The organism is Streptomyces sp. NBC_00322 (genome assembly GCF_036147535.1).
GTDB lineage: Bacteria > Actinomycetota > Actinomycetes > Streptomycetales > Streptomycetaceae > Streptomyces.
In genome coordinates this window covers 848,738-868,900 of the sequence record NZ_CP108019.1, presented here as the reverse complement: position 1 = coordinate 868,900, position 20,163 = coordinate 848,738, and the positions used below count along the sequence as shown (strand labels likewise).

Below are 20,163 nucleotides of genomic sequence, written 5' to 3'. Positions count from 1 at the left end.
GACATGACACAGAAGACGGCACGCGTCGCCCTGGTGACGGGCGCGACCAGCGGGATCGGTCTCGCGACGGCCAGGCTGCTGGCCACGCAGGGCCACCAGGTGTACATCGGCGCGCGCAGCGCCGAGAACGTCACCGCCACGGTCAAGGAGCTGCAGGCCGAAGGGCTCGACGTCGACGGCTCGGTCGTCGACGTGACCGACGGCGGGGCCGTGGCGGCGTTCGTCCAGGCCGCCGTCGACCGGTTCGGCCCGATCGACGTGCTGGTGAACAACGCCGGCCGGTCGGGCGGCGGAGTGACCGCCGACATCGCCGACGAGCTGTGGGACGAGGTGATCGACACCAACCTCAACAGCGTCTTCCGGCTCACCAAGGCGGTGCTCAACACCGGCGCCATGAGGCACAAGGACCGCGGCCGGATCATCAACATCGCTTCCACCGCGGGCAAGCAGGGCGTCGTGCTCGGCGCGCCGTACTCGGCCTCCAAGCACGGTGTGGTCGGCTTCACCAAGGCACTCGGCAATGAGCTGGCACCCACCGGCATCACGGTCAACGCCGTCTGCCCCGGCTACGTCGAGACACCGATGGCGCAGCGGGTGCGGCAGGGATACGCCGCCGCGTACGACACCTCGGAGGAGGCGATCCTCGAGAAGTTCCAGGCGAAGATCCCCCTCGGCCGCTACTCCACCCCCGAAGAGGTCGCCGGACTCGTCGGCTATCTCGCATCGGACACGGCCGCCTCCATCACCGCGCAGGCATTCAACGTCTGCGGCGGCCTCGGCAACTTCTGATCCCGTCCAAGCATGTGAAGGAGGAGTGGTCATGACGACCCGTGAAGTCGAACACGAGATCATGGTCGGCGCCCCGGCGGCGGAGGTCTACCGGCTGCTGGCGGAGGTCACCAACTGGCCGCGCATCTTCCCGCCGACGATCCACGTCGACCAGCTGGAGGCGGACGCGGACGGGACCCGGGAGCGGATCCGCATCTGGGCGACCGCCAACGGCGAGGCGAAGAACTGGACATCGCGCCGCACCCTCGATCCCGGCGCCCTGCGCATCACCTTCCGGCAGGAGATCACCGCCCCGCCGGTCGCCGCCATGGGCGGCACCTGGATCATCGAGCCACTCGGGGAGACGGAGTCCCGGGTCCGGCTGTTGCACGACTACCGGGCCGTCGACGACGACCCGCACGATCTGCTCTGGATCGAGCGGGCCGTCGACAAGAACAGCACAGCCGAGCTGGCAGCGCTCAAGGAGAACGTCGAACTGGCGCACGCCGCCGAGGAGGTGACCTTCTCCTTCACCGACAGCGTGCACATCGCGGGAGCCGGCAAGGACGTGTTCGACTTCATCAACGAGGCGGACCTGTGGTCCGAGCGGCTGCCCCATGTGGCCACCGTGCGGCTCACGGAGGAGACCCCCGGCCTGCAGACCCTCGAAATGGACACCCGCGCCAAGGACGGCTCGGTGCACACCACCAAGTCGTACCGAGTGACTTTCCCGCACCACAAGATCGCCTACAAGCAGGTCACGCTGCCCGCGCTGATGACCCTGCACACCGGCGTCTGGACCTTCGAGGAGCCGGCCGGCGGCGGCACCGAAGCCTCCTCCCAGCACACCGTCACCCTCAACACCGCCAACATCGCGAAGATCCTCGGCCCGGACGCAACCGTCGCCGACGCCCGCGCATACGTCCACACGGCGCTCAGCACGAACAGCCGCGCCACCCTGGACCACGCCAAGAACTACGCCGAGCAGAAGAGCTGACCGTGGCCGCGGACCGCCTGGACACTCAGGTCATCGTCGTCGGCGCCGGCCCCGTCGGGCTCATGCTCGCCGGTGAGCTGAGACTGGGCGGCCTCGACGTGGTCGTCCTGGAGAAACGGCACGTCCACACGGACGAGTCGAGGGCCTCGACCCTGCACGCCCGCACCATGGAGATCCTCGACAGCCGCGGCCTTCTCACCCACTTCGGCACACCGCCGAACGAGACACGCGGCCACTTCGGCGGCATCCCGCTCGACCTCACCCTGCCGAGCCCCTACCCGGGCCAGTGGAAGGTGCCGCAGACCAGGACCGAGGCGGTGCTGGAGGAGTGGGCGCTCTCGCTGGGCGCCGACATCCGCTGCGGTCACGAACTGCGCGCCCTGTCCGAGGCCCGGGCGGGTCAGGGGCAGTACGTACAGGCCGAGGCCGCGGGCCGCGACGGCATCGTGCACGTACGTGGCGAGTACCTCGTCGCCTGTGACGGCGAGGACAGCACGGTCCGCCGGCTCATCGGCGCCGAGTTCCCGGGCCACGACGCCCGTCGCGAACTGCTGCGCGCCGACGTCGAGGGCATCACCGTCCCCGACCGGCGCTTCAACCGGCTGCCGCAGGGCCTGGCCATCGCGGCCCGCCGCAACGACGGCGTGACCCGCGTGATGGTGCACGAGTTCGGCAGCAGCGCGCGGCCGCGCGCCGAGGAAGCACAGTTCGAGGAGATCGCCACCATCTGGAAACGGGTCACCGGCGAGGACATCAGCGGCGGAAAGCCGCTGTGGGTGAACTCCTTCGGCGACGCCAACCGCCAGCTGGTCAGCTACCGACACGGCCGGATCCTGTTCGCCGGGGACGCTGCCCACCGCCAGATGCCCATCGGCGGCCAGGCCCTCAACCTCGGCCTGCAGGACGCCTTCAACCTGGGCTGGAAGCTCGCCGCGACGCTGTCCGGCCGGGCCGGAGACGGCCTGCTCGACACCTACCACCAGGAGCGGCACGCCGTCGGCCGACGGGTCCTGGCCAATATCGAGGCCCAGGCCCGGCTGCTGCTCGGCGGGAGCGAAGTCGAGCCCGTACGCACCGTCCTGACGGAGCTCATCGCGTACGCCCCCGTGCGCGAGCACCTCGCGGGCATGATCAGCGGCCTCGACATCCGCTACCACGCCGGGTCGGCCAACCATCCGCTGCTCGGCGCCCGGCTGCCGCACACCGTCCTGCTCTCCGGTGAAGGACACCTCACCACCTCCCAGCTGTTGCACCCCGGTCGCGGCATACTCGTCGATCTGAGCGGCGGGGCCGGAGCACCGTTGTCCCCGTACAGCGGCTGGTCCGACCGCGTCAGCCTGCTGGCGGCGCTCCCGCGAGCGGGCAGTGCTCTGGACGGCACCGGCTGTGTCCTGGTGCGACCGGACGGCCATGTCGCCTGGGCGGGAGACGGGACCGCCGGACTGCGCCAGGCGCTGGAACGCTGGTTCGGCCCGCCGCGCTGAGCCCCCCGGAGCCTCGCCCCCAACCCCGCGGCACCACAACTCCATCTCGAGGAAAGGACAACCATGGAAGGGACAGCCGTGGACACCGACGTCATCATCGTCGGCGCAGGTCCGACCGGACTGATGCTCGCCGCCGAGCTGCGTCTGGGCGGGGCAAGCGTCATCGTCACCGAGCAGCTGACCCGGCCCACCGGCCAGTCACGGGGCCTGGGCTTCACAGCCCGCGCCATGGAGGTGTTCGACCAGCGCGGACTCCTGCCCCGGTTCGGCCAGGGCGAGACGCTGGAGATCAGCCCGATGGGCCACTTCGGCGGGGTGCAGTTCGACTACACCACTTTGGAGGGCGCCCACTTCGGAGCCCGCGGAATCCCGCAGAACCAGACCGAGGCCGTACTTGAGGAGTGGGCTTCGCAGCTGGGCGCGGACATCCGCCGCGGCTGGCAGTTCCTCGAGCTGGCGGACGGCTTCGCGGACGGCGACGGTGTCTCGGTCACCGTGCAGACCCCGGGCGGGGTCAAGCAGCTGAGCGCCGCCTACCTCGTGGGTTGCGACGGCGGACACAGCAACGTCCGAAAGGCCGCCGGCTTCGACTTCCCCGGCACATCGGCGACACGCGCGATGTTCCTCGCCGATGTGACCGGCTGCCGGCTGCGCCCTCGCTTCCTGGGCGAGCGCCGGCCGAACGGCATGGTGATGGCGGCTCCGCTGGCCGAGGGCGTCGACCGCATCATCGTGTGCCCGAACGGCACGCCGGCGCGCGGCCGTGACGAGATGCCGGTGACCTTCACGGAAGTCGCCGACGCCTGGCAGCACATCACCGGCGAGGACATCCACGGCGGCGGGGCCGAGTGGGTGAGCTACTTCACCGACGCCTCCCGCCAGGCCTCCGAGTACCGCCGCGGGCGGGTCCTGCTCGCCGGGGACGCGGCCCACATCCACCTCCCGGCCGGCGGACAGGGGCTGAGCAGCGGAGTCCAGGACGCCGCCAACCTCGGCTGGAAGCTGGCCGCCGTGATCAGGGGCGGCGCACCGAACGGTCTGCTCGACACGTACCACGGCGAACGGCACCCGGTGGGCAGGCGGCTGCTGATGAACACCCGTGCCCAGGGCATGGTCTTCCTCGGCGGCCCGGAGTCGGACCCGCTGCGCGAACTGTTCTCGGAACTCATCGAGTACGACGACGTGAAACGGCATCTCGCCGGAATCGTCAGCGGCCTCGACATCCGCTACGACTTCGGCGACGGCGACCATCCGCTCCTCGGCCGCCGCCTTCCGCGCCGTCAACTGATCGGTTCAGAAGGCGAGATGAGCACCACCGAACTGCTGCACCCGGCGCGCGGTGTGCTGCTCGACCTCGCCGACGACGCTCGTATCCGACAGGCGGCAGCCGGCCGGCCCGACCGGGTGAGCGTCACCACCGCTGTGCCCAAGCCGGTGGACGGCGCCGACCCGCTGGCCGGCACGGCCGCGCTGCTCATCCGGCCCGACGGTCATGTGGCCTGGGCCGGGGACGAGTTGGACGGCTTGACCAAGGCCTTGCACCGCTGGTTCGGCCCGGACTCGCGGGACGGGTCCGGCGCATGATCCAGGACTGGCCCGGTCTGTGGGGGACGCTGATGGGGAGCGCTTTGTCCGATCCGCTGAACGGAACCCCGCTTGCCGGTGCCTCCCTGACGGGCGCATCCCTGGCCGGGGCATCCCCGTCGGGGGCGCCGCGGACGGTTGAGCCACCGGCTGGGCTCGCGCCCGTGGTGGCCACCGCGGAACCTGAGGCCGCCCAGCCCCAGCCCCAGTCCCAGCCCCAGCCCCAACCCCCGCCCGCCCCGACGACGCCCGCCCCGTCCCGACCGGTACGCCGGATCACCCTGGACGCGGCGGGCATCACGCTGTCCGCCCTGCTCATCGAGCCGGAGCACACGGCCCCGCGCGCGGTCGTGGTCGCCGTCCACGGCGGCGGCATGACCGCGGGCTACTTCGACGGAACGGCCCACCCCGACCAGTCCCTGCTCCTGCTCGGAGCGAGCCTCGGCTACACGGTCCTGGCCGTGGACCGCCCCGGCTACGGGCAGTCCGCCGCGGCTCTGCCCGAGGGACAGACGCTGGCTGAGCAGACCGGGCTGCTGCGTGCGGCGCTCGCCGACTTCGCCTCCCGGTATCCGACCGGCGCGGGACTGTTCCTGCTCGCCCACTCCTTCGGCGGGAAGCTCGCCCTGTGCACGGCCGCGGACCCCGGAGAGACACCGCGGCTGCTCGGCCTGGACATCTCCGGCTGCGGCCACCGCTATGCGGCGGTCCCCGCCGCGAACGGCGACGGCAAGGACACCCGGCGGCACTGGGGGCCGCTGCGCCTGTATCCGCCGGACACCTTCCGCTTCTGCGCCACAGTCGTGGCGCCGATGCCGCTGCGTGAAGCCTCGGAACTCGGCCGCTGGCCGGAGCTCTTCCCCGACATCGCGCCCCGTGTCCGCGTACCGGTCCGGCTGACCTTCGCCGAGCACGAGCACTGGTGGCACCACGGCGAGGAGGACCTCGCCGATCTGAGGGCACGGCTGAACGCCGCCCCCCGGGTCCAGATCGACCGGCAGCCGGACGCGGGCCACAACATCAGCCTGGGCTGGGCGGCCCGGGCCTACCATCTGCGGGCCCTGGCGTTCCTGGAGGACTGCCTCACCGCCAGGTGATGACGCTCGTGGCCCAGGACCGATTCGGTCCTGGGCCACGAACGTCATCCGGGCAGCGTCGCCGGGCCGCGCCGCCCGATCAGCAGGGCCGCGCCTCGACGATCGAGATCGGTGCCGCGGTCTGCACCACCCGCTCGAGCCGGAACCCGGCGGCGGCGAGCAGTTCGGCGTACTGCTCCTGGGTGCGCTCCTTGCCGCCGACCAGCAGCATCAGCCACAGGTCAACGAGCTTCGCCGCATGCGGCGCATTCCCCGATGAGGGGGGCACCATCTCCATGAGAAGCAGCCGGCCGTCCGGACTGATCGCCTCCCGCACCTTCTTGAGGATCTCCACCGCCTGGGACTCGGGCCAGTCGTGCACGATGTGCTTGAGGATGTACGCGTCGTGGCCCGCGGGAGGCGCGTCGAACAGGCCCCCGCCCACAATGGTGCACCGGTCGGCGACACCTTCCTCCTTGAGGAAGTCCGCGGCGCCGTTGTTGTCCACGCGGGGGTCGTAGAGGATTCCGCGCGCACCGGCCGCGCGCTGCAGAATCCCCGCGAGGAGGGTCCCGCGTCCCCCGCAGAAGTCGACGATCGTGCCGAACCGCGAGAAGTCGTACGCCGCCACAATGGGCAGCGTTTCGGTGTCCGACATGGCGCCCATGCCACCGATGAACACCTTGCCGTATGCGGGATTCGCCTCCAGATATTCGAATGCGCCCATGCCGCGCAGCTTCGGCATGCTCGGCTCGCCCGTGCGCACCGAATCCAGCAGATGACCCCAGTCCTCCCAGTGGATGGGGTGGCCCATGAGGACGGCGATGTCGCGCATCGAAACCGGAGCGTTCTCGCGCAGCGCGTCGGCCATCGGTGTGAGCCGGAACCGGCCGTCGCCCTGCTCCGCGAATATCGAGTAGCCGGCGAGCAGGCGCAGCAGCCGGTGGAGCGCTTCGGGGTCGGCGTCGACCTCGCGCGCGAGCTCCTGCACGGTGAGCGGTCCGTCCTCCAGCGCGTCGGCCACGCGGAGTTCGGCGGCGACGTAGATCGCCTGGGTGACCATGGAGCCCTGGGCCAGCTCGAGCAGGGCGAACGGAGCGGGCGCCAGCTTCCGGGTCAGGTGCTGCAGACGCGCTCGGACACCTTCGACGGTGCGGACGACTGGGGCGGGTGGCAGAGCGGGCATGAGTTTCCTCCGTTGCGGTGGCTCAGCTGTGTCGGACTTTCCCGCGTGGCGGCGCGTGTTCAGCGCATTACGTGTATTCCGGCGGCCGTACGGGATACATCGATTTCCGGAAACCATGGGCTTCGCCCGGCCGACTGTAGAGCTGCCGCGCAGAGCCGGACAACTGCTCAGGAAAGCGGCTCGTATTCTTGAGAACTCCTAGGGCCGCGGGCGGTGTTCAAGCGCGGAATCACCGCAGTTGAACACCGCGGCCACCGTCGCGTAATAGCCCCAAAACCCTGGTCACAGGCCGGGCGAACCACAATGCACCACTGATCGGCGGCGATTGGACACGCGAGACCGGCGTGAAATGCATGCCTATCGTGACACGGGTTTCCAACCGCTCCCTCGACAGGGGGCAGGCTCACGACGAGGGAGAGAGATGTCGAGATTGGGCAGGTCATGGACGGGCGCCGTCCTGGCGACCGCTGCCGTGGGCAGCGTCACGGCGGCCATGGGGCCGAGTGCCGCGCAGGCTGCGCAGAACGAGACGACACCCGGCTACGAGGTCATAGCGAGCGGGCTCAACAACCCGCGCGGCATTGCCGTCCTGAAGGACGGCACGGTCCTGGTCGCCGAGTCGGGCACCGGCAAACCCGGCTGCGCGGCCGGCACGGAGTGCGTCGGTGCCACAGGTTCGGTCTACCGCGTCGGCGGCGGCAGGAGCAGCGGCCGCGTCGTCACGGGCCTGCAGTCGGTGGGCGTTGGCCCCAAGAGCCCGCAGGAGCCGGTCTCGGCCACCGGCCCGAACGACGTGGCGCCCGGACCCCGTGGCGGCTTCGTCGTCCTCAACGGAGGTGGCGGCAACCTCGAGCACCGCGCCACGCTCGGCGAGGACGGCAAGTACGCGGGCACCCTCTACCAGTCCCGGTCCGGCCGGGTGCTCGGCGACCTCGTGAAGTACGAGACCGAGGCCGACCCCGACTGGGTCCTCGGTCACGCGCCGACACCGCAGGAACCCACGACGGCGCACAGCAACGCCTGGCGCTTCGCGCAGACCCGCACCGGCTGGCTGGTGGCCGACGCGGGCGGCAACGACCTGGTGAAGGTCCCCGGCTGGGGACGCCCTTCGACCGAAACGGTCTTCCCCGACAGCAAGGCGGCCGACGGGAAGCCCGTTCAGGCAGTGCCCAGCGGCGTCGTCGTGGCCGGCGACGGCACCATCTACGTCTGCGACATGGGCGCCCTGAAGCCGGGTGCGTCGCGTATCTGGAAGATCGTGCCGGGCCACAAGCCGCAGGTCTTCGTCAACGGCCTGACCGCGCTCAGCGACCTCGCCCTGGACAGCAAGGGCAATCTGGTCGCGCTGTCGCTCACCGGCGGCTACACGCAGACCGGTCCGCTGCCCGGCAAGGTCCACAAGATCGACACGCGGTCCAAGGAAGTCACCGAGGTCCCGACCGGCGACAAGCTGTCGATGTCGACCGGCCTGGGGATCGGGCCCGACGACGAGATCTATGTGACCAACAAGTCGGTCGGCACCAGCGGCGAGTTGGTGCGCATCACTCAGTGAGGCCCGACGGTCCCGCGGCCCTGCACGCCCGGCGGGACCGTCCGCGCCCACGTACCCAGGAGGAAGCCGTGTCCCTTCCCGCCGACACCCCCGACACCCCCCACACCCCTGACACCCTCGACCCCGGGCCCAGGACCGGAGTGTGGTTCCTCGGAGCCCGTGGTTCGCTCGCCACCACGGCTGTCGCCGGGTGCGCCGCCGTGGCCGCCGGACTGACCCCGGCCACCGGCATGGTCACCGGGACAGCGCCCTTCGCCGCATCGGGACTTCCGCCGCTCGACTCACTGGTCTTCGGCGGCCACGACACGCAGAGCGCCCCGCTGCCCAAGCGGGCGGAAGCGCTGGCCGACGGGGGAGTGATTCCGCACGCCCTGGCCGCCGCCGTACGGAGCGAACTGGCCGACGCGGACGCGGAGATACGGCCCGGTGGGCCGCAGTCCGGCGACATGAGGACCGACGAGGAACTGATCGCCGCCTTCACCGCCGACATCACGGACTTCGTACGCCGCCGCGGACTGGCCCGCGCGGTGGTGGTGAACGTCGCCTCCACCGAACCCGCCACCGCGGCAGGCGACGCCCGCCTTCCGGCGAGCTCGCTCTACGCTGCGGCGGCGCTGCGCGCGGGCTGCCCCTATGTCAACTTCACCCCCTCGGCCGGGCTGCGCCATCCCGCGCTCGCGGCGTCCGCGACCGTCTGCGGACTGCCGTACGCGGGCCGTGACGGCAAGACGGGCCAGACGCTGCTCCGTTCCGTGCTCGCCCCGATGTTCGTGCAGCGCGCCCTGACGGTACGGGCGTGGTCGGGCACCAACCTGCTGGGCGGCGGGGACGGAGCGGCGCTGGCCGACTCCCAGGCCGCGGCCGCAAAGAACGCGGGCAAGAACCGGGTGCTCAACGACACCCTCGGCATCGTGCCCGAGGGCGAGGTCCACATCGACAACGTCCCGGCGCTCGGCGACTGGAAGACGGCCTGGGACCACATCGCGTTCGAGGGTTTCCTCGGCTCGCGGATGATCCTCCAGACGATCTGGCAGGGCTGCGACTCCGCGCTCGCGGCGCCGCTGGTGCTTGACCTGGCCCTGCTCCTGGCCCGTGCGCATGAGGTGGGCCTGGCGGGCCCGCTGCCGGAGCTGGGCTTCTACTTCAAGGATCCGGACGGCGGTCCGGCGGCACTGGGGGAGCAGTTCGAGGCGCTGCTGTCGTTCGCCGGCCGACTGCGGGGGGCACGGTGACGCGCGGTACACGCAGGTCTTACGAAACGGAGGAAGCACCTGATGTACGCCCAAGCGGAAACAGCCGATCTCCACACCGAACCGGAAGAGCGCCTCGCACCCCCCGCCCGTGACTGGCTGGAAGGCGCACTGGCCGCCGCCGAGGCGGACAGCCATCGCTCCGCGATACCCGCCCAACGTGGGCTGCCCGCCTGGGAGTTGCGATTCGCCGAGGCCGGCCGCTACTGCGGCGAGGACGCCGCAGACGTCATCCGGGTCCTGCTGCTGCACGCCGCCCGTACCAAGGCCCCCGCGGTGGCCCGTCTCTACCATCAGGGCTCCGCCGCGGAACGTCGTGCGGTCCTGCGCGCCCTGCCCTATCTCGGCCTCGATCCCACCCAGGGGCTCCCGCTCGTCGAGGACGCGCTGCGTACCAACGACACGCGGCTCGTCGCCGCCGCGGTGGGCCCGTACGCAGCCGAGCACCTCGATCCGCACGCCTGGCGCCACGCCGTCCTCAAGTGCCTGTTCAACGGCGTACCGGTGGACGCGATCGCCTTCCTCGCCGAGCGTGCCAGGGGGGACGCGGAACTCGCCCGTATGCTCGACGACTACGCCGGGGAACGAGGCGCGGCGGGCCGTGAGGTGCCCGATGACCTGTACCGGGTGCTCGCTCTTACCGGCGAGCAGCCGGGCGACTCCGGGCAGCAGTCCTGACAGCCGGACTCAGTCGTTGAGGAACGCCAGGTCGAGACGGCGCAGCCGCTCCGGCTCGGCCACCAGGTCGATGGCGCTGATCTTCCCGTCGGTGATGGTGAATCCGAAGACGACCAGCGGTCGGCCGCGGGGCGCCCATACGGCGCCGACGGCTCCGTCGACGAGCGCTGTCTGGGCCAGCTGGGCGCGGCCGGAGAAGGTGTCGGCCACGGCGGACGCCCCGCGGATCAGACCGGCGGCGCCCGCGCGGACGGCCGCGGAGTCGGCGCGCAGGACGACGTCCGGGTCCAGGACGGTGAGCAGCGCGTCGAACTCGCCGCCGCGCGCGGCCGCGAGGAACGCGTCCACAATCTCCCGCTGGCGGGACACGTCGGGCTCGGGTACCCGGGCCGCGCCGCGCACCCGGCGCCGGGCGCGGCTGGCGAGCTGGCGGGCGGCTGCGGGTGTGCGGTCGACGATGGGAGCGATCTCGTCGAACGGCAGGGCGAACATGTCGTGCAGGACGAACGCCAGCCGCTCCGCGGGGTCGAGGGTGTCCAGGACCACCAGCAGCGCCAGGCCGACCGAGTCGGCGAGCAGGACCTCCTGCTCCGGATCGATCACGTACTGGTGATCGGTGACCGACACGGACGGGGGCTCGTCGAGCAGGTCTTCGCGCCGCGAGGTGCGCGAGCGCAGCATGTCCAGGCACACCCGGCCGACGACCGTGGTGAGCCAGCCGCTCAGGTTCTCGACGGTGTCGGGGTCCGAGCGGTGGAGCCGCAGCCATGCCTCCTGGACCGCGTCCTCGGCCTCACTGCGTGAACCGAGCATCCGGTAGGCCACCGCCTTCAGCCGCGGCCGGTTCTCCTCGAACCGCGCGGTCAGCCATTCGCCCTCATTCATCGGTCACATTCCTCCGTCGCGGTCCGTCATAGAAGTGACGAACGCGTCCACGGTCACCACTCCCGGCCGCGGTCCGTCATAGAAGTGACGAACGAAACCCAGCCGATGTGACGAGAACTGGCCCCTTCCGATCGGTTGGCACCGAATCGGACGTGACCGAGCGGAGCAGCCGGGAGCGAGCAACTGATCGCCGGCAGTGCTCGCGGCCCCGTAAGACCACCGGCAGACGACTGGCGCGCTTCGTCCCTTCCCCCCGCGAGTTCGTAACGAGCCCTGAGCACAGGACTCCTGACCCTTAGCGAGCATTCATGACGACGCACCCTCCAACTCCCGAGCCGGCCATCGCGCAGCCGCCCCCCACTACCACCTTCTCCAGCCGATACGCCTCGCTCGTGGCCGGCCGACGCACGAAGTGGGTCGTCCTCGTGCTCTGGCTGCTGCTCATGGGCGTGGGCGGATCGCTGGCCGCCAAGCTCGGCGACGTCCAGGACAACGACCCCGAGACCTGGCTGCCCGCGAACGCCCAGTCGACGCAGGCGGTCAAACTCGCCGAAGAGCACTTCGCCGACAAGGACAGCAGCACCGCCGTCATCGTCTACGCACGCGGCAGCGGGCTCACCGAGGCCGACCTGGCCAAGATCAACGGTGACCGGGGCCGCCTGACGCAGAAGGGCACCGCGGGCCCGGTGTCCGAGCCCCTGGTGTCCAAGGACAACAAGGCCGCGTTCCTCAGCGTGCCGCTGGCGACCTCACCGAGCGACAACAGCGTGCTGGGCGACGGCGTGGACAACGTCAAGAAACTCACCAAGGACGGTGCGCCGGACGGACTGGAGGTCAGGATCGCCGGTGAGGCAGGCAACATCGCCGACTTCATCGACGTCTACTCCGGTATGGACGGCGCGCTCCTGGGCGCCGCGCTCGCCGTCGTCGCACTGCTTCTGCTGGTCACCTACCGCAGCCCCGTCCTGTGGCTGATCCCCTTGCTGTCGGTGGGACTTGCCAGCCAGGTGGCCAGCGGCGTGGTGTATCTGCTCGCCAAGCACGCGGGGCTCGTGGTCAACGGAATGAGCGCCTACATCCTGGCCGTCCTCGCGATCGGGGTCGGCACCGACTACGCGCTGCTGCTCATCGCCCGCTACCGCGAGGAGCTGCACCGCCACGAGGACCGGCACGAGGCGATGGTGGTGGCCGTCCAGCGCTCGCTGCCCGCGATCGCGGCCTCCGCCGTGACCGTCGGGATCGCCACGCTGTGCCTGGTGTTCGGCAGCATGAACTCCACGCGCGGTCTCGGTCCGGTCGTGGCCATCGGTGTCGCCGTGGTGTTCCTCGCCATGACCTCCCTGCTGCCCGCGCTCCTGGTCATCCTGGGCCGCTGGGTGTTCTGGCCGTTCGTCCCGCGCCACACGCCCGGCTACGAAGCGAGCGCCGAGCAGGGGCGCACCGTGTGGGCGCGCGTTGCGGGGACCGTGGGGCGCAGGCCTCGCCCGATCTGGATCGGCACCGCTGTCGTCCTGGTGGCTCTCGCCTTCGGTGCCACCTCCGTGCAGACGGGGCAGACCCAGGCCGAGCAGTTCACCAACACCGTCGACTCCGTCGCGGGCCAGGAGCTGCTCGCCGAGCACTTCCCGGCAGGGTCGTCGTCCCCCGCGGACGTCTATGTCCCGGCCGCCGGCGCGGACGCGGCGCGAGCAGCCGTCGAGGGCGTGTCCGGCGTGGAGTCGGCGGCAACCGCCGGATCCAAGGACGGCTGGACGCACATCACCACGGTCCTGAGCGCATCACCGGACACCCAGGCCGCCCGGGACACCGTCAAGCGCATGCGCACGGCCCTGGACAAGAGCCCTGGGCAGGCGAGTGACGCGGTCGTCGGCGGTCAGACAGCCGTCGCCCTGGACATCTCCACCGCACAGGGCGACGAGGAGATGCTGCTGATCCCGCTCATCCTCGGCGTCGTACTGATCATGCTGATCGTGCTGCTCCGCGCACTGGTCGCGCCCCTGGTCCTGCTGGTGTCCGTGGTGCTCTCCTACGCCTCGGCCGTGGGAGCCGCGTCCCTGCTGTTCCACGCGCTGGACTACCCGCGCATCGACCGAGGACTGCTGCTGTTCGGCTTCCTGTTCCTGGTCGCGCTCGGGGTGGACTACACGATCTTCCTGATGACCCGTGCCCGGGAAGAGGTTCAGCTGCGCGGCCACCGCGAGGGCATCCTGAGCGGTCTGCGGGTGACCGGAGGCGTCATCACCTCGGCGGGTGTCGTGCTGGCGGCGACCTTCTGCGTGCTGGCGGCCATTCCGACCGTGCAGGCCCTGCAGCAGGGGCTCCTTGTCGCGGTCGGGGTGCTCCTGGACACCTTCCTGATCCGCAGTCTGCTGATCCCCGCGCTCTCCCTGGAGATCGGCCCGCGCATCTGGCGTCCGGGCCGTCCCGACGCGGAGCCGCATCTCGCGGTCACCGAGCCCGCCGAACCGGCACGCGTCGGCAGCTGACCTGACACCACACAAGGGGGGCGCGGGACTTCACAGCCGAAGTCCCGCGCCCCTGGGGCCTGTCGTAGTAGAGGAGGGGCCATGACCTCGCGCCTGCTGGTCACCGGCGGCACCGGAACGCTCGGACGGCTCGTCGTCGGGCGTCTGCGGGCCGCCGACTGTGATGTACGGGTGCTCAGCCGGCGCAGCCGGGCGTCCGGGGCAGGCGTCGAGTACGTCACCGGCGACCTGGCCAAGGACGAGGGAATCGCCTCGGCCGTCAAGGGGGCGTCGGTCATCGTGCACTTGGCCAGCGAGAAGAAGGGCGACGCAGAGGCGACCCGCAACCTCGTGCGGGCCGCGTCGTCACAGGACCGGGCTCCGCACCTGGTGTACGTGTCGATTGTCGGGGTCGACTCCCTCTCGTTCGGCTACTTCCGGGCGAAGCTCGCTTCGGAGCGATCGTGGCCGACTCGGGACTGCCGTGGACGGTACTGCGTGCCACCCAGTTCTACGACCTGATCCTCACCGGCGCCCAGAAGGCGGCGAAGCTGCCGGTGGTGCCGGTTCCGTCCGGCTTCCTGGTGCAGCCCGTCGACGCCGACGAGGTGGCGGCCAGGCTCGTGGAGCTGGCGCTCGGCCGACCGGCCGGCCGGGTGCCCGACATGGGTGGGCCGCGGGTTGCGAGCGCGGCCGAACTGGTCCAGGGCTATCTGCGGGCGGTCCGGCGTCGCCGGAGGATTCTTCCGCTGTGGATGCCGGGCATCGGCCCGGTCCGTGCCGGGGCCCTGCTGGTTTCCGGCCCTTCGCCCGCAGCGGGCCGCCGGACGTGGGAGGAGTTCCTGTCCGGTCGGCTGCGCTGACTCGCGAGCCGTTTCGGCCATCGCAGTCTCCAGGGGTTGGCCGATTCACGTGCCTCCTCCTGTCACATTCGTGCGCCGCGATCCGTCATAGCAGTGACCCACGTGCAAGACCTCTGGAGGAGAAATTCATGGAAGCACGGATGAAGAACCCGGCGATGGTCCTCGACGCCACGCAGCCCATCCAGGCGCTGTACAAGTCCGTCTACGCGGGCGGTGTGGAGCCGAAGACGCTGGAGCTGGTGCATCTGCGCGCGAGCCAGATCAACGGCTGCAGCGCGTGCGTCGATTCCGGGGCCAAGAGCGCCAAGAAGGCCGGCGAGAGCGACGAGCGGCTCTTCGCGGTGGCGGCCTGGCGCGAGTCGCCCCTCTTCACCGACGCCGAGCGGGCCGCCCTTGCGCTCGCCGAGGCCGCCACCCGGCTGGCCGACCGCACCGACCCGGTGCCGGACGACATCTGGGACGAGGCCGCCGACCACTATGACGAGAAGGGGCTCGCGGCCCTGATCCTCATGGTCGCGGTGACCAACCTCTTCAACCGCCTCAACGCCACCACCAAGCAGGTCGCCGGCGCCTGGGGCTGAGCAAGATGAATGCGGCCCGGACACCCCGCGAGGGTGGTGTCCGGGCCGCATCGCTGTGCCCGGTGAGCCCTAACGGCTGTCGCGGGCACGCGCCGCGTGCCCCGCCGCCTCGGCCAGTGCCAGGAAGGGGCCGTCGTCGTCGCTCTCCTCGGCGTGCCACTGCACGGCCACGGCGAAGGGATGGTCGGCGACCTCCACGGCTTCGACCGTTTCGTCGCTCTCGGACCAGGCGGTGATGGCGAGCCCCTCGCCGAGCCGGTCGATCACCTGATGGTGGTGGCACGGCACGGTGGCCCGCTCGGCGTCCAGGATCTTGGCGATACGGCTGCCCGGCTCCAGGCGCACGGGCTGCTGCCCGTACTCCCGCAGCCCGGGGGAGTGGCCGGTGTGTCCGACGATGTCGGGCAGATGCTGGTGCAGGGTGCCGCCGCGCAGCACATTGAGCAACTGCAGACCGCGGCAGATACCGAGGAACGGGACCCTCGAGCGAAGCGCCGCATCGAGCAGCGCCAGCTCGGCGGCGTCCCGCCGCGGGTCGATGGGCGCGGTCTTCTCGTGCCGCGGCGCCGAGTAGGAGGCCGGGTCCACATCCGGGCCCGCCAGCAGCAGCAGACCGTCGAGACCGCGAACGGCCGCCTCCACACCGGGCAGCGGCGGCAGCAGTACGGGTACACAGCCCGCGGCGGCCACCCGGTCGATGAACTGCTGGGGGGTGAAGGTCGCCTCCATGTCGAAGATCGCGACCTTGATCGATGTCGTCGCGGCACTGATGCCGATCACGGGCCGACGGGCGCCGTCCGGGGCGCCCGTGCCCTCGTATGCAAATGAATTCACAATCAACGCCTCACAGTGCTCGGGGAATTGAGAATCAGTGCCCTGCGGCCTGCTGTGCGGGGCGGAAGTCCGCCTCGTGGTAGGCGAGCCATTCGGCGTAGGTGTAGGGCGCGCGCCCCGTGACCTGCTCGACCGTCGGCAGCACCTCGGCGGTGGTGCCCACCAGCGAGGCCCGGTGGTCGAGCAGTTCGTCCACCAGGGCGGCCGGCAAATGAGCGGTCATCTGCTTCCGCACGTGCTCGCGGGGCAGCTCCTCGAACCGCACCGTACGCCCCAGGACCTGGCCGGCGATCCGTACCCGGTCGACCTGGGTCAGCGACTGCGGCCCGGTGACCGTGTGCACCGTGCCGGACCGTGGGGTGAGCAGGGACCTCACCACGACCGCGGCGATGTCGCGTTCGTCGATGGGGGCCAGGGGGGCCTTTCCGGACCCGCCGCGCACCACCCCTTCTCCGGCGAACTGCCCCGCCCAGTGGAGGTCGTTGACCATGAGCGCGCCGGTGCGCACGAAGGTCCACGACAGCCCGGAGGCCTTCACCGCCTCCTCGCACGCCAGGTGCGGATCTCCTGCCGAGTACTCGATGGCCTGCGAGGACAGCATCACCACATGCTTCACCCCCGCCTGCCGCGCGGCTTCGACCGCGTCGGGGACCGCGCCGAACACGGGGAAGAGGTACATGCTGTCGACGCCGCCGAGCGCGGCCGCCAGTGTCCCGGGCTCTTTCAGGTCGCCGGGCAGGACCTCCACCCCGGGCGGACAGGGGCGGCTGCCCGGGGTGCGGCTCAGGGCCCGCACCTTCTCGCCCGCCGCGAGCAGCCCGCTCACAATGTGCCTGCCCACGTGGCCGGTTGCTCCGGTTACCAGGATCATGACTACTACCGGTCGGCTGATGTGGGCGCGGACAGGTTGAGGCGCCAGGAAATCCCGAACCGGTCCTCGACAAGGGCGAACTTGGCGCTGAACCCGTAGGAGCCGACCGGCATGACGACCTCGCCCTTCTCGGAGAGCGCGGCGAAGAGCCGGTCGAACTCGCTGTCGCTGGAGCACTGGACGTAGGTCGCCGTCGCGCCGGAGAAGCGGTAGGTGTCCCACGGAGCGTGATCGTGACCACGCGCTCCGGCCGGCGGGATGTTGATGCACATGAACTGCCGGCCGCCGAGCGAGAAGACGGCGTGCTGCAGGGTCCCCTCACTCCAGCCGGGCTCATCGGCGCGGGCCCGGATGGTGTGGAGCACCTCGGAGTCCTCGAACACCGACGTGTAGAACGTCACGGCCTCCTCGGCGTCCTTCTCGAACGCCCAGAACGTGGTGAGCTTCTGCGGGGGAACGGCAGACATCGTGGCTGCTCCTTTTCGGGCTGATGTACCGGTCGGCTGTGTGAGAAGTATTCCGGCAGGGTGTCGCCGTCGGGAACGCGTACAGGCAATGCAATTCCCGCACATGACCGTAACCGCGACTCCGTTGTGTTCAACTGCGGAAAAGAAGCAGTTGAACACCCCTGGTCATTCGGCTGGTTGCTCCACAATCCGATGACGGCCACTCTTGGAGTTATGTATCTCAGCCGGGAGGACAAAGAAATGGGAACTGGTGTCATCATTGCCGGTGCCGGACCAGTCGGACTGATGCTTGCCGGTGAGCTACGGCTCTGGGGAGTGGATGTCGTCGTCTGCGAGCAGCGAGCCGCTCCCAGCGGGGAATCGCGCGGAGTCGGCTTCACGCGGCGCGCGTACGAGGTCTTCGACCAGCGCGGGCTGCTGGGGGGCCTCGGCGAGATCGAAATCGGCAACCAAGGACATTTCGGCGGCGTACGCGTCGACTTCGACAAGCTCGACGACATCCACTTCGGCATACGGGGCGTCCCCCAGTACCGCATCGAGGCGATGCTCGAAGCCTGGGTGACGGACCTCGGCGCATCGGTGCAGCGCGGCTACGAGGTCGTCGACTTCCGCGAGAGCGACGACGGCATCGTGGTCGTGACCGAGGGGCCACAGGGCCGCAGCGAGCGCACGGCCCAGTATCTCGTCGGCTGCGACGGCGGCCGCAGCACGGTGCGCCGGCTGGCCGGCATCGACTTCCCCGGCATCCCCGCCACCCGGGGCATGTACGTGGCGGACATCGCCGGCTGCGACATCCGTCCGCGGCCCGTCGGCGAACGGGTGCCGGGCGGCATGGTGATGGCGATCCGGCTGGAGGAGGGCGTGGACCGGATCATCATCCACCCCGACGGACAGCCCCCGCGCGAGAACGGCGAGGTGACGTTCACCGAGGTCGCCGACTCCTGGCAGCGCCTGACCGGCCAGTCCGTGCACGATGCCGACGTGCGCTGGGTGAGCGCCTTCACCAACACCACCCGCCAGGCCGCCGAGTACCGGCGCGGCCGGGTGCTCCTGTCCGGAGACTCGACCCACATCCATGTCCCGGCCGGTGCGCAGGGCCTGAGCGTCGGCGTCCAGGACGCCGTGAACCTCGGCTGGAAGCTCGCCGCCACGGTGAACGGCTGGGCGCCCGACGGTCTGCTCGACACGTACCACTCCGAACGGCACCCGGTGGGGCAGCGCCTTCTGCGCAGCACACTCGCCCAGTCGCAGCTCTACCTCACCGGCGACGAGATGGAGCCGGTGCGCAGCGTCATGCGCGAGCTCGCGCAGATCCCGGAGGCGGCACACGCCCTGGCCGGAATGGTCAGCGGGCTCGAAGTCCGATACGACGTCGGCGCATCGGGGCACCCGCTGCTCGGGCTGCGCCTGCGGCCCGACCGCGAGCTGCAACTCGCCGACGGCACCCGCACCAAGGCAGTGCAACTGCTGCACCGGGGCCGGGGCGTGCTCATCGACGCCGGCTCGTCGGGCGAGGCGGGCAAGCTCGCCGCCCCGTGGTCGGACCGGGTCGACGTGGTGGCGGCCACCTGGGTCCCGGTCGAAGGGGCCACCGGGCAGCCCGTGTCGGAGTCGGTGCTGGTCCGCCCGGACGGACACGTCATCTGGGCCGCGCCGGACGGCGGCGATCTGCAGGAGGCTCTGCGGCGCTGGTTCGGTGCGGCGGGGACGAATGCGCAGTCCCGGGATTCGGAGGCCGTGACCGCCGCATCCTGAGCCGGGGCGTATTTCCTCCCCCGGGAAGAAAAGAACCGAGGCCGCGAACCAGGTTCGCGGCCTCGGTGTTCTTGCGTTGCCCTAACGCAGCTGCGGGACAGGGTTGTCGGGGGCCAGGACGGTGAGCAGCGCCTCGAACTCGCCGCCGCGCGCCGCCGCGAGGAAGGCGCCGGCGGCCCGGTGCTGGCGCGGCAGGTCGCGCACCGGAGCCGTACCCGAGACCCGGCGCCGCGCGCGGCTGGCGAGCTGGCGCGCGGCCGATGGGGTGCGGTCGACCATGGGAGCGATGGCCTCGAAGGGCAGGGCGAACATGTCGTGCAGGACGAACGCGAGGCGCTCGGCGGGGTCCAGGGTGTCCAGAACCACCAGCAGCGCCAGACCGATCGAGTCGGCCAGCAGCGCTTCGCGCTCGGGGTCGGCGCCCTTCACCAGGCTGACGAGCGGCTCGCACGCGAGCTCTTCGAGCGGGTCCTCGCGCCGGGCCGCGAGCGAGCGCAGCATGTCCAGGCACACCCGGCCGACGACCGTGGTGAGCCAGCCGCTCAGGTTCTCGACGGTGTCGGGGTCCGAGCGGTGGAGCCGCAGCCACGCCTCCTGGACCGCGTCCTCGGCCTCACTGCGTGAACCGAGCATCCGGTAGGCCATGGCGCGCAGCCGCGGCCGGTTCTCCTCGAACCGCGCGGCCAGCCATTCGCACTCGTACACGGTCGACATCACGATAGACACCTCGGCGTTCAGTGATCCGGTCGGCTCTAGGCCGGTTTTCTCTCCTCGGAGGTGGCCGGAATTCTTCGTGCTGGCGCTCGGCGGGCATTTTTCTGTGTGGCCGGAAACCCGGTGCCTGCTCATCCATGACCCATCGACTGC

Annotated in this window: 18 protein-coding genes and 1 pseudogene; 13 read left to right on the top strand and 6 right to left on the bottom strand. The window is 70.7% G+C overall.

Annotated features, from left to right (window positions below; genetic code table 11):
* Positions 1–3: 3 nt before the first annotated feature.
* The 5 genes from fabG to OG905_RS03920 all read left to right on the top strand — a co-directional run bounded on the left by fabG (position 4) and on the right by OG905_RS03920 (position 5,930).
* Positions 4–789: a 3-oxoacyl-ACP reductase FabG gene (gene fabG / locus OG905_RS03940; protein ID WP_328666192.1), complete on the top strand. Its 786-nt coding sequence runs from the start codon at positions 4–6 to the stop codon at positions 787–789.
* A gap of 31 nt (positions 790–820) precedes the next feature.
* Positions 821–1,765, top strand: a complete 945-nt coding sequence (locus tag OG905_RS03935; protein WP_328666191.1) for an aromatase/cyclase — start codon at positions 821–823, stop codon at positions 1,763–1,765.
* Between the two features lie 2 nt (positions 1,766–1,767).
* Positions 1,768–3,249 carry an FAD-dependent monooxygenase gene (locus tag OG905_RS03930; protein ID WP_328666190.1) on the top strand — a complete coding sequence of 494 codons (1,482 nt, stop codon included), beginning with the start codon at positions 1,768–1,770 and terminating at the stop codon, positions 3,247–3,249.
* 63 nt (positions 3,250–3,312) lie between these two features.
* The gene (locus tag OG905_RS03925) at positions 3,313–4,833 is read left to right on the top strand and encodes an FAD-dependent monooxygenase (protein WP_328666189.1); all 1,521 of its coding nucleotides are present in this window, start codon (positions 3,313–3,315) and stop codon (positions 4,831–4,833) included.
* Positions 4,834–5,108: 275 nt separating this feature from the next.
* Positions 5,109–5,930, top strand: coding sequence for an alpha/beta hydrolase (locus OG905_RS03920; protein WP_328682015.1), 822 nt, complete (start codon positions 5,109–5,111; stop codon positions 5,928–5,930).
* 79 nt (positions 5,931–6,009) lie between these two features.
* Here OG905_RS03920 and OG905_RS03915 read toward each other — a convergent pair whose 3' ends face one another.
* A complete protein-coding gene (locus OG905_RS03915; RefSeq protein ID WP_328666188.1) occupies positions 6,010–7,095 on the bottom strand; it encodes a methyltransferase in 1,086 nt (361 codons plus the stop codon).
* Positions 7,096–7,516: 421 nt separating this feature from the next.
* Between OG905_RS03915 and OG905_RS03910 the strand changes: the two genes are divergently transcribed.
* From OG905_RS03910 to OG905_RS03900, 3 genes are all read left to right on the top strand, one after another.
* Positions 7,517–8,647: a ScyD/ScyE family protein gene (locus OG905_RS03910; RefSeq protein ID WP_328666187.1), complete on the top strand. Its 1,131-nt coding sequence runs from the start codon at positions 7,517–7,519 to the stop codon at positions 8,645–8,647.
* Between the two features lie 68 nt (positions 8,648–8,715).
* Positions 8,716–9,879 (top strand): inositol-3-phosphate synthase, encoded by a 1,164-nt coding sequence (locus OG905_RS03905; RefSeq protein ID WP_443043889.1) that lies wholly within the window; start codon positions 8,716–8,718, stop codon positions 9,877–9,879.
* Positions 9,880–9,921: 42 nt separating this feature from the next.
* Complete coding sequence (locus OG905_RS03900; RefSeq protein WP_328666186.1) at positions 9,922–10,575, top strand: EboA domain-containing protein; 654 nt, start codon at positions 9,922–9,924, stop codon at positions 10,573–10,575.
* Positions 10,576–10,584: 9 nt separating this feature from the next.
* Here OG905_RS03900 and OG905_RS03895 read toward each other — a convergent pair whose 3' ends face one another.
* Positions 10,585–11,460: a sigma-70 family RNA polymerase sigma factor gene (locus OG905_RS03895; RefSeq protein WP_328666185.1), complete on the bottom strand. Its 876-nt coding sequence runs from the start codon at positions 11,458–11,460 to the stop codon at positions 10,585–10,587.
* 308 nt (positions 11,461–11,768) lie between these two features.
* Between OG905_RS03895 and OG905_RS03890 the strand changes: the two genes are divergently transcribed.
* From OG905_RS03890 to OG905_RS03875, 4 genes are all read left to right on the top strand, one after another.
* Positions 11,769–13,946 carry an MMPL family transporter gene (locus tag OG905_RS03890; RefSeq protein WP_328666184.1) on the top strand — a complete coding sequence of 726 codons (2,178 nt, stop codon included), beginning with the start codon at positions 11,769–11,771 and terminating at the stop codon, positions 13,944–13,946.
* Between the two features lie 81 nt (positions 13,947–14,027).
* Positions 14,028–14,447, top strand: coding sequence for an SDR family oxidoreductase (locus tag OG905_RS03885; protein WP_328666183.1), 420 nt, complete (start codon positions 14,028–14,030; stop codon positions 14,445–14,447).
* Positions 14,390–14,788 (top strand): SDR family oxidoreductase, encoded by a 399-nt coding sequence (locus OG905_RS03880; RefSeq protein WP_328666182.1) that lies wholly within the window; start codon positions 14,390–14,392, stop codon positions 14,786–14,788. Before OG905_RS03885 ends, OG905_RS03880 begins: the two co-directional genes overlap by 58 nt.
* Positions 14,789–14,916: 128 nt before the next feature.
* Positions 14,917–15,369 (top strand): carboxymuconolactone decarboxylase family protein, encoded by a 453-nt coding sequence (locus tag OG905_RS03875; RefSeq protein ID WP_324986644.1) that lies wholly within the window; start codon positions 14,917–14,919, stop codon positions 15,367–15,369.
* 69 nt (positions 15,370–15,438) lie between these two features.
* Here OG905_RS03875 and OG905_RS03870 read toward each other — a convergent pair whose 3' ends face one another.
* From OG905_RS03870 to OG905_RS03860, 3 genes are read right to left on the bottom strand one after another with little or no spacing between them, the layout of a single operon-like run.
* A complete protein-coding gene (locus tag OG905_RS03870; protein WP_328666181.1) occupies positions 15,439–16,203 on the bottom strand; it encodes a gamma-glutamyl-gamma-aminobutyrate hydrolase family protein in 765 nt (254 codons plus the stop codon).
* Between the two features lie 34 nt (positions 16,204–16,237).
* A complete protein-coding gene (locus OG905_RS03865; protein ID WP_328666180.1) occupies positions 16,238–17,074 on the bottom strand; it encodes an NmrA family NAD(P)-binding protein in 837 nt (278 codons plus the stop codon).
* A gap of 5 nt (positions 17,075–17,079) precedes the next feature.
* Entirely contained in the window at positions 17,080–17,541 is a 462-nt protein-coding gene (locus OG905_RS03860; RefSeq protein WP_328666179.1) for a VOC family protein, read from the bottom strand.
* A gap of 240 nt (positions 17,542–17,781) precedes the next feature.
* Between OG905_RS03860 and OG905_RS03855 the strand changes: the two genes are divergently transcribed.
* Positions 17,782–19,296: an FAD-dependent monooxygenase gene (locus OG905_RS03855; RefSeq protein ID WP_328666178.1), complete on the top strand. Its 1,515-nt coding sequence runs from the start codon at positions 17,782–17,784 to the stop codon at positions 19,294–19,296.
* Positions 19,297–19,401: 105 nt separating this feature from the next.
* Here the strand turns inward: OG905_RS03855 and OG905_RS03850 are convergent.
* Positions 19,402–20,001, bottom strand: a pseudogene (locus OG905_RS03850) (sigma-70 family RNA polymerase sigma factor); the annotation flags it as partial.
* Positions 20,002–20,163: the final 162 nt, after the last annotated feature.

What these genes read in the sequence shown, in the direction of transcription:
- OG905_RS03885 (WP_328666183.1), top strand. Translation starts at nt 14,028, where the DNA reads ATGACCTCGCGCCTGCTGGTCACCGGCGGCACCGGAACGCTCGGACGG.
- OG905_RS03915 (WP_328666188.1), bottom strand. Translation starts at nt 7,095, where the DNA reads ATGCCCGCTCTGCCACCCGCCCCAGTCGTCCGCACCGTCGAAGGTGTC.
- OG905_RS03935 (WP_328666191.1), top strand. Translation starts at nt 821, where the DNA reads ATGACGACCCGTGAAGTCGAACACGAGATCATGGTCGGCGCCCCGGCG.
- OG905_RS03855 (WP_328666178.1), top strand. Translation starts at nt 17,782, where the DNA reads ATGGGAACTGGTGTCATCATTGCCGGTGCCGGACCAGTCGGACTGATG.
- OG905_RS03895 (WP_328666185.1), bottom strand. Translation starts at nt 11,460, where the DNA reads ATGAATGAGGGCGAATGGCTGACCGCGCGGTTCGAGGAGAACCGGCCG.
- OG905_RS03890 (WP_328666184.1), top strand. Translation starts at nt 11,769, where the DNA reads ATGACGACGCACCCTCCAACTCCCGAGCCGGCCATCGCGCAGCCGCCC.
- OG905_RS03900 (WP_328666186.1), top strand. Translation starts at nt 9,922, where the DNA reads ATGTACGCCCAAGCGGAAACAGCCGATCTCCACACCGAACCGGAAGAG.
- OG905_RS03925 (WP_328666189.1), top strand. Translation starts at nt 3,313, where the DNA reads ATGGAAGGGACAGCCGTGGACACCGACGTCATCATCGTCGGCGCAGGT.
- OG905_RS03910 (WP_328666187.1), top strand. Translation starts at nt 7,517, where the DNA reads ATGTCGAGATTGGGCAGGTCATGGACGGGCGCCGTCCTGGCGACCGCT.
- OG905_RS03875 (WP_324986644.1), top strand. Translation starts at nt 14,917, where the DNA reads ATGGAAGCACGGATGAAGAACCCGGCGATGGTCCTCGACGCCACGCAG.
- OG905_RS03860 (WP_328666179.1), bottom strand. Translation starts at nt 17,541, where the DNA reads ATGTCTGCCGTTCCCCCGCAGAAGCTCACCACGTTCTGGGCGTTCGAG.
- OG905_RS03865 (WP_328666180.1), bottom strand. Translation starts at nt 17,074, where the DNA reads ATGATCCTGGTAACCGGAGCAACCGGCCACGTGGGCAGGCACATTGTG.
- fabG (WP_328666192.1), top strand. Translation starts at nt 4, where the DNA reads ATGACACAGAAGACGGCACGCGTCGCCCTGGTGACGGGCGCGACCAGC.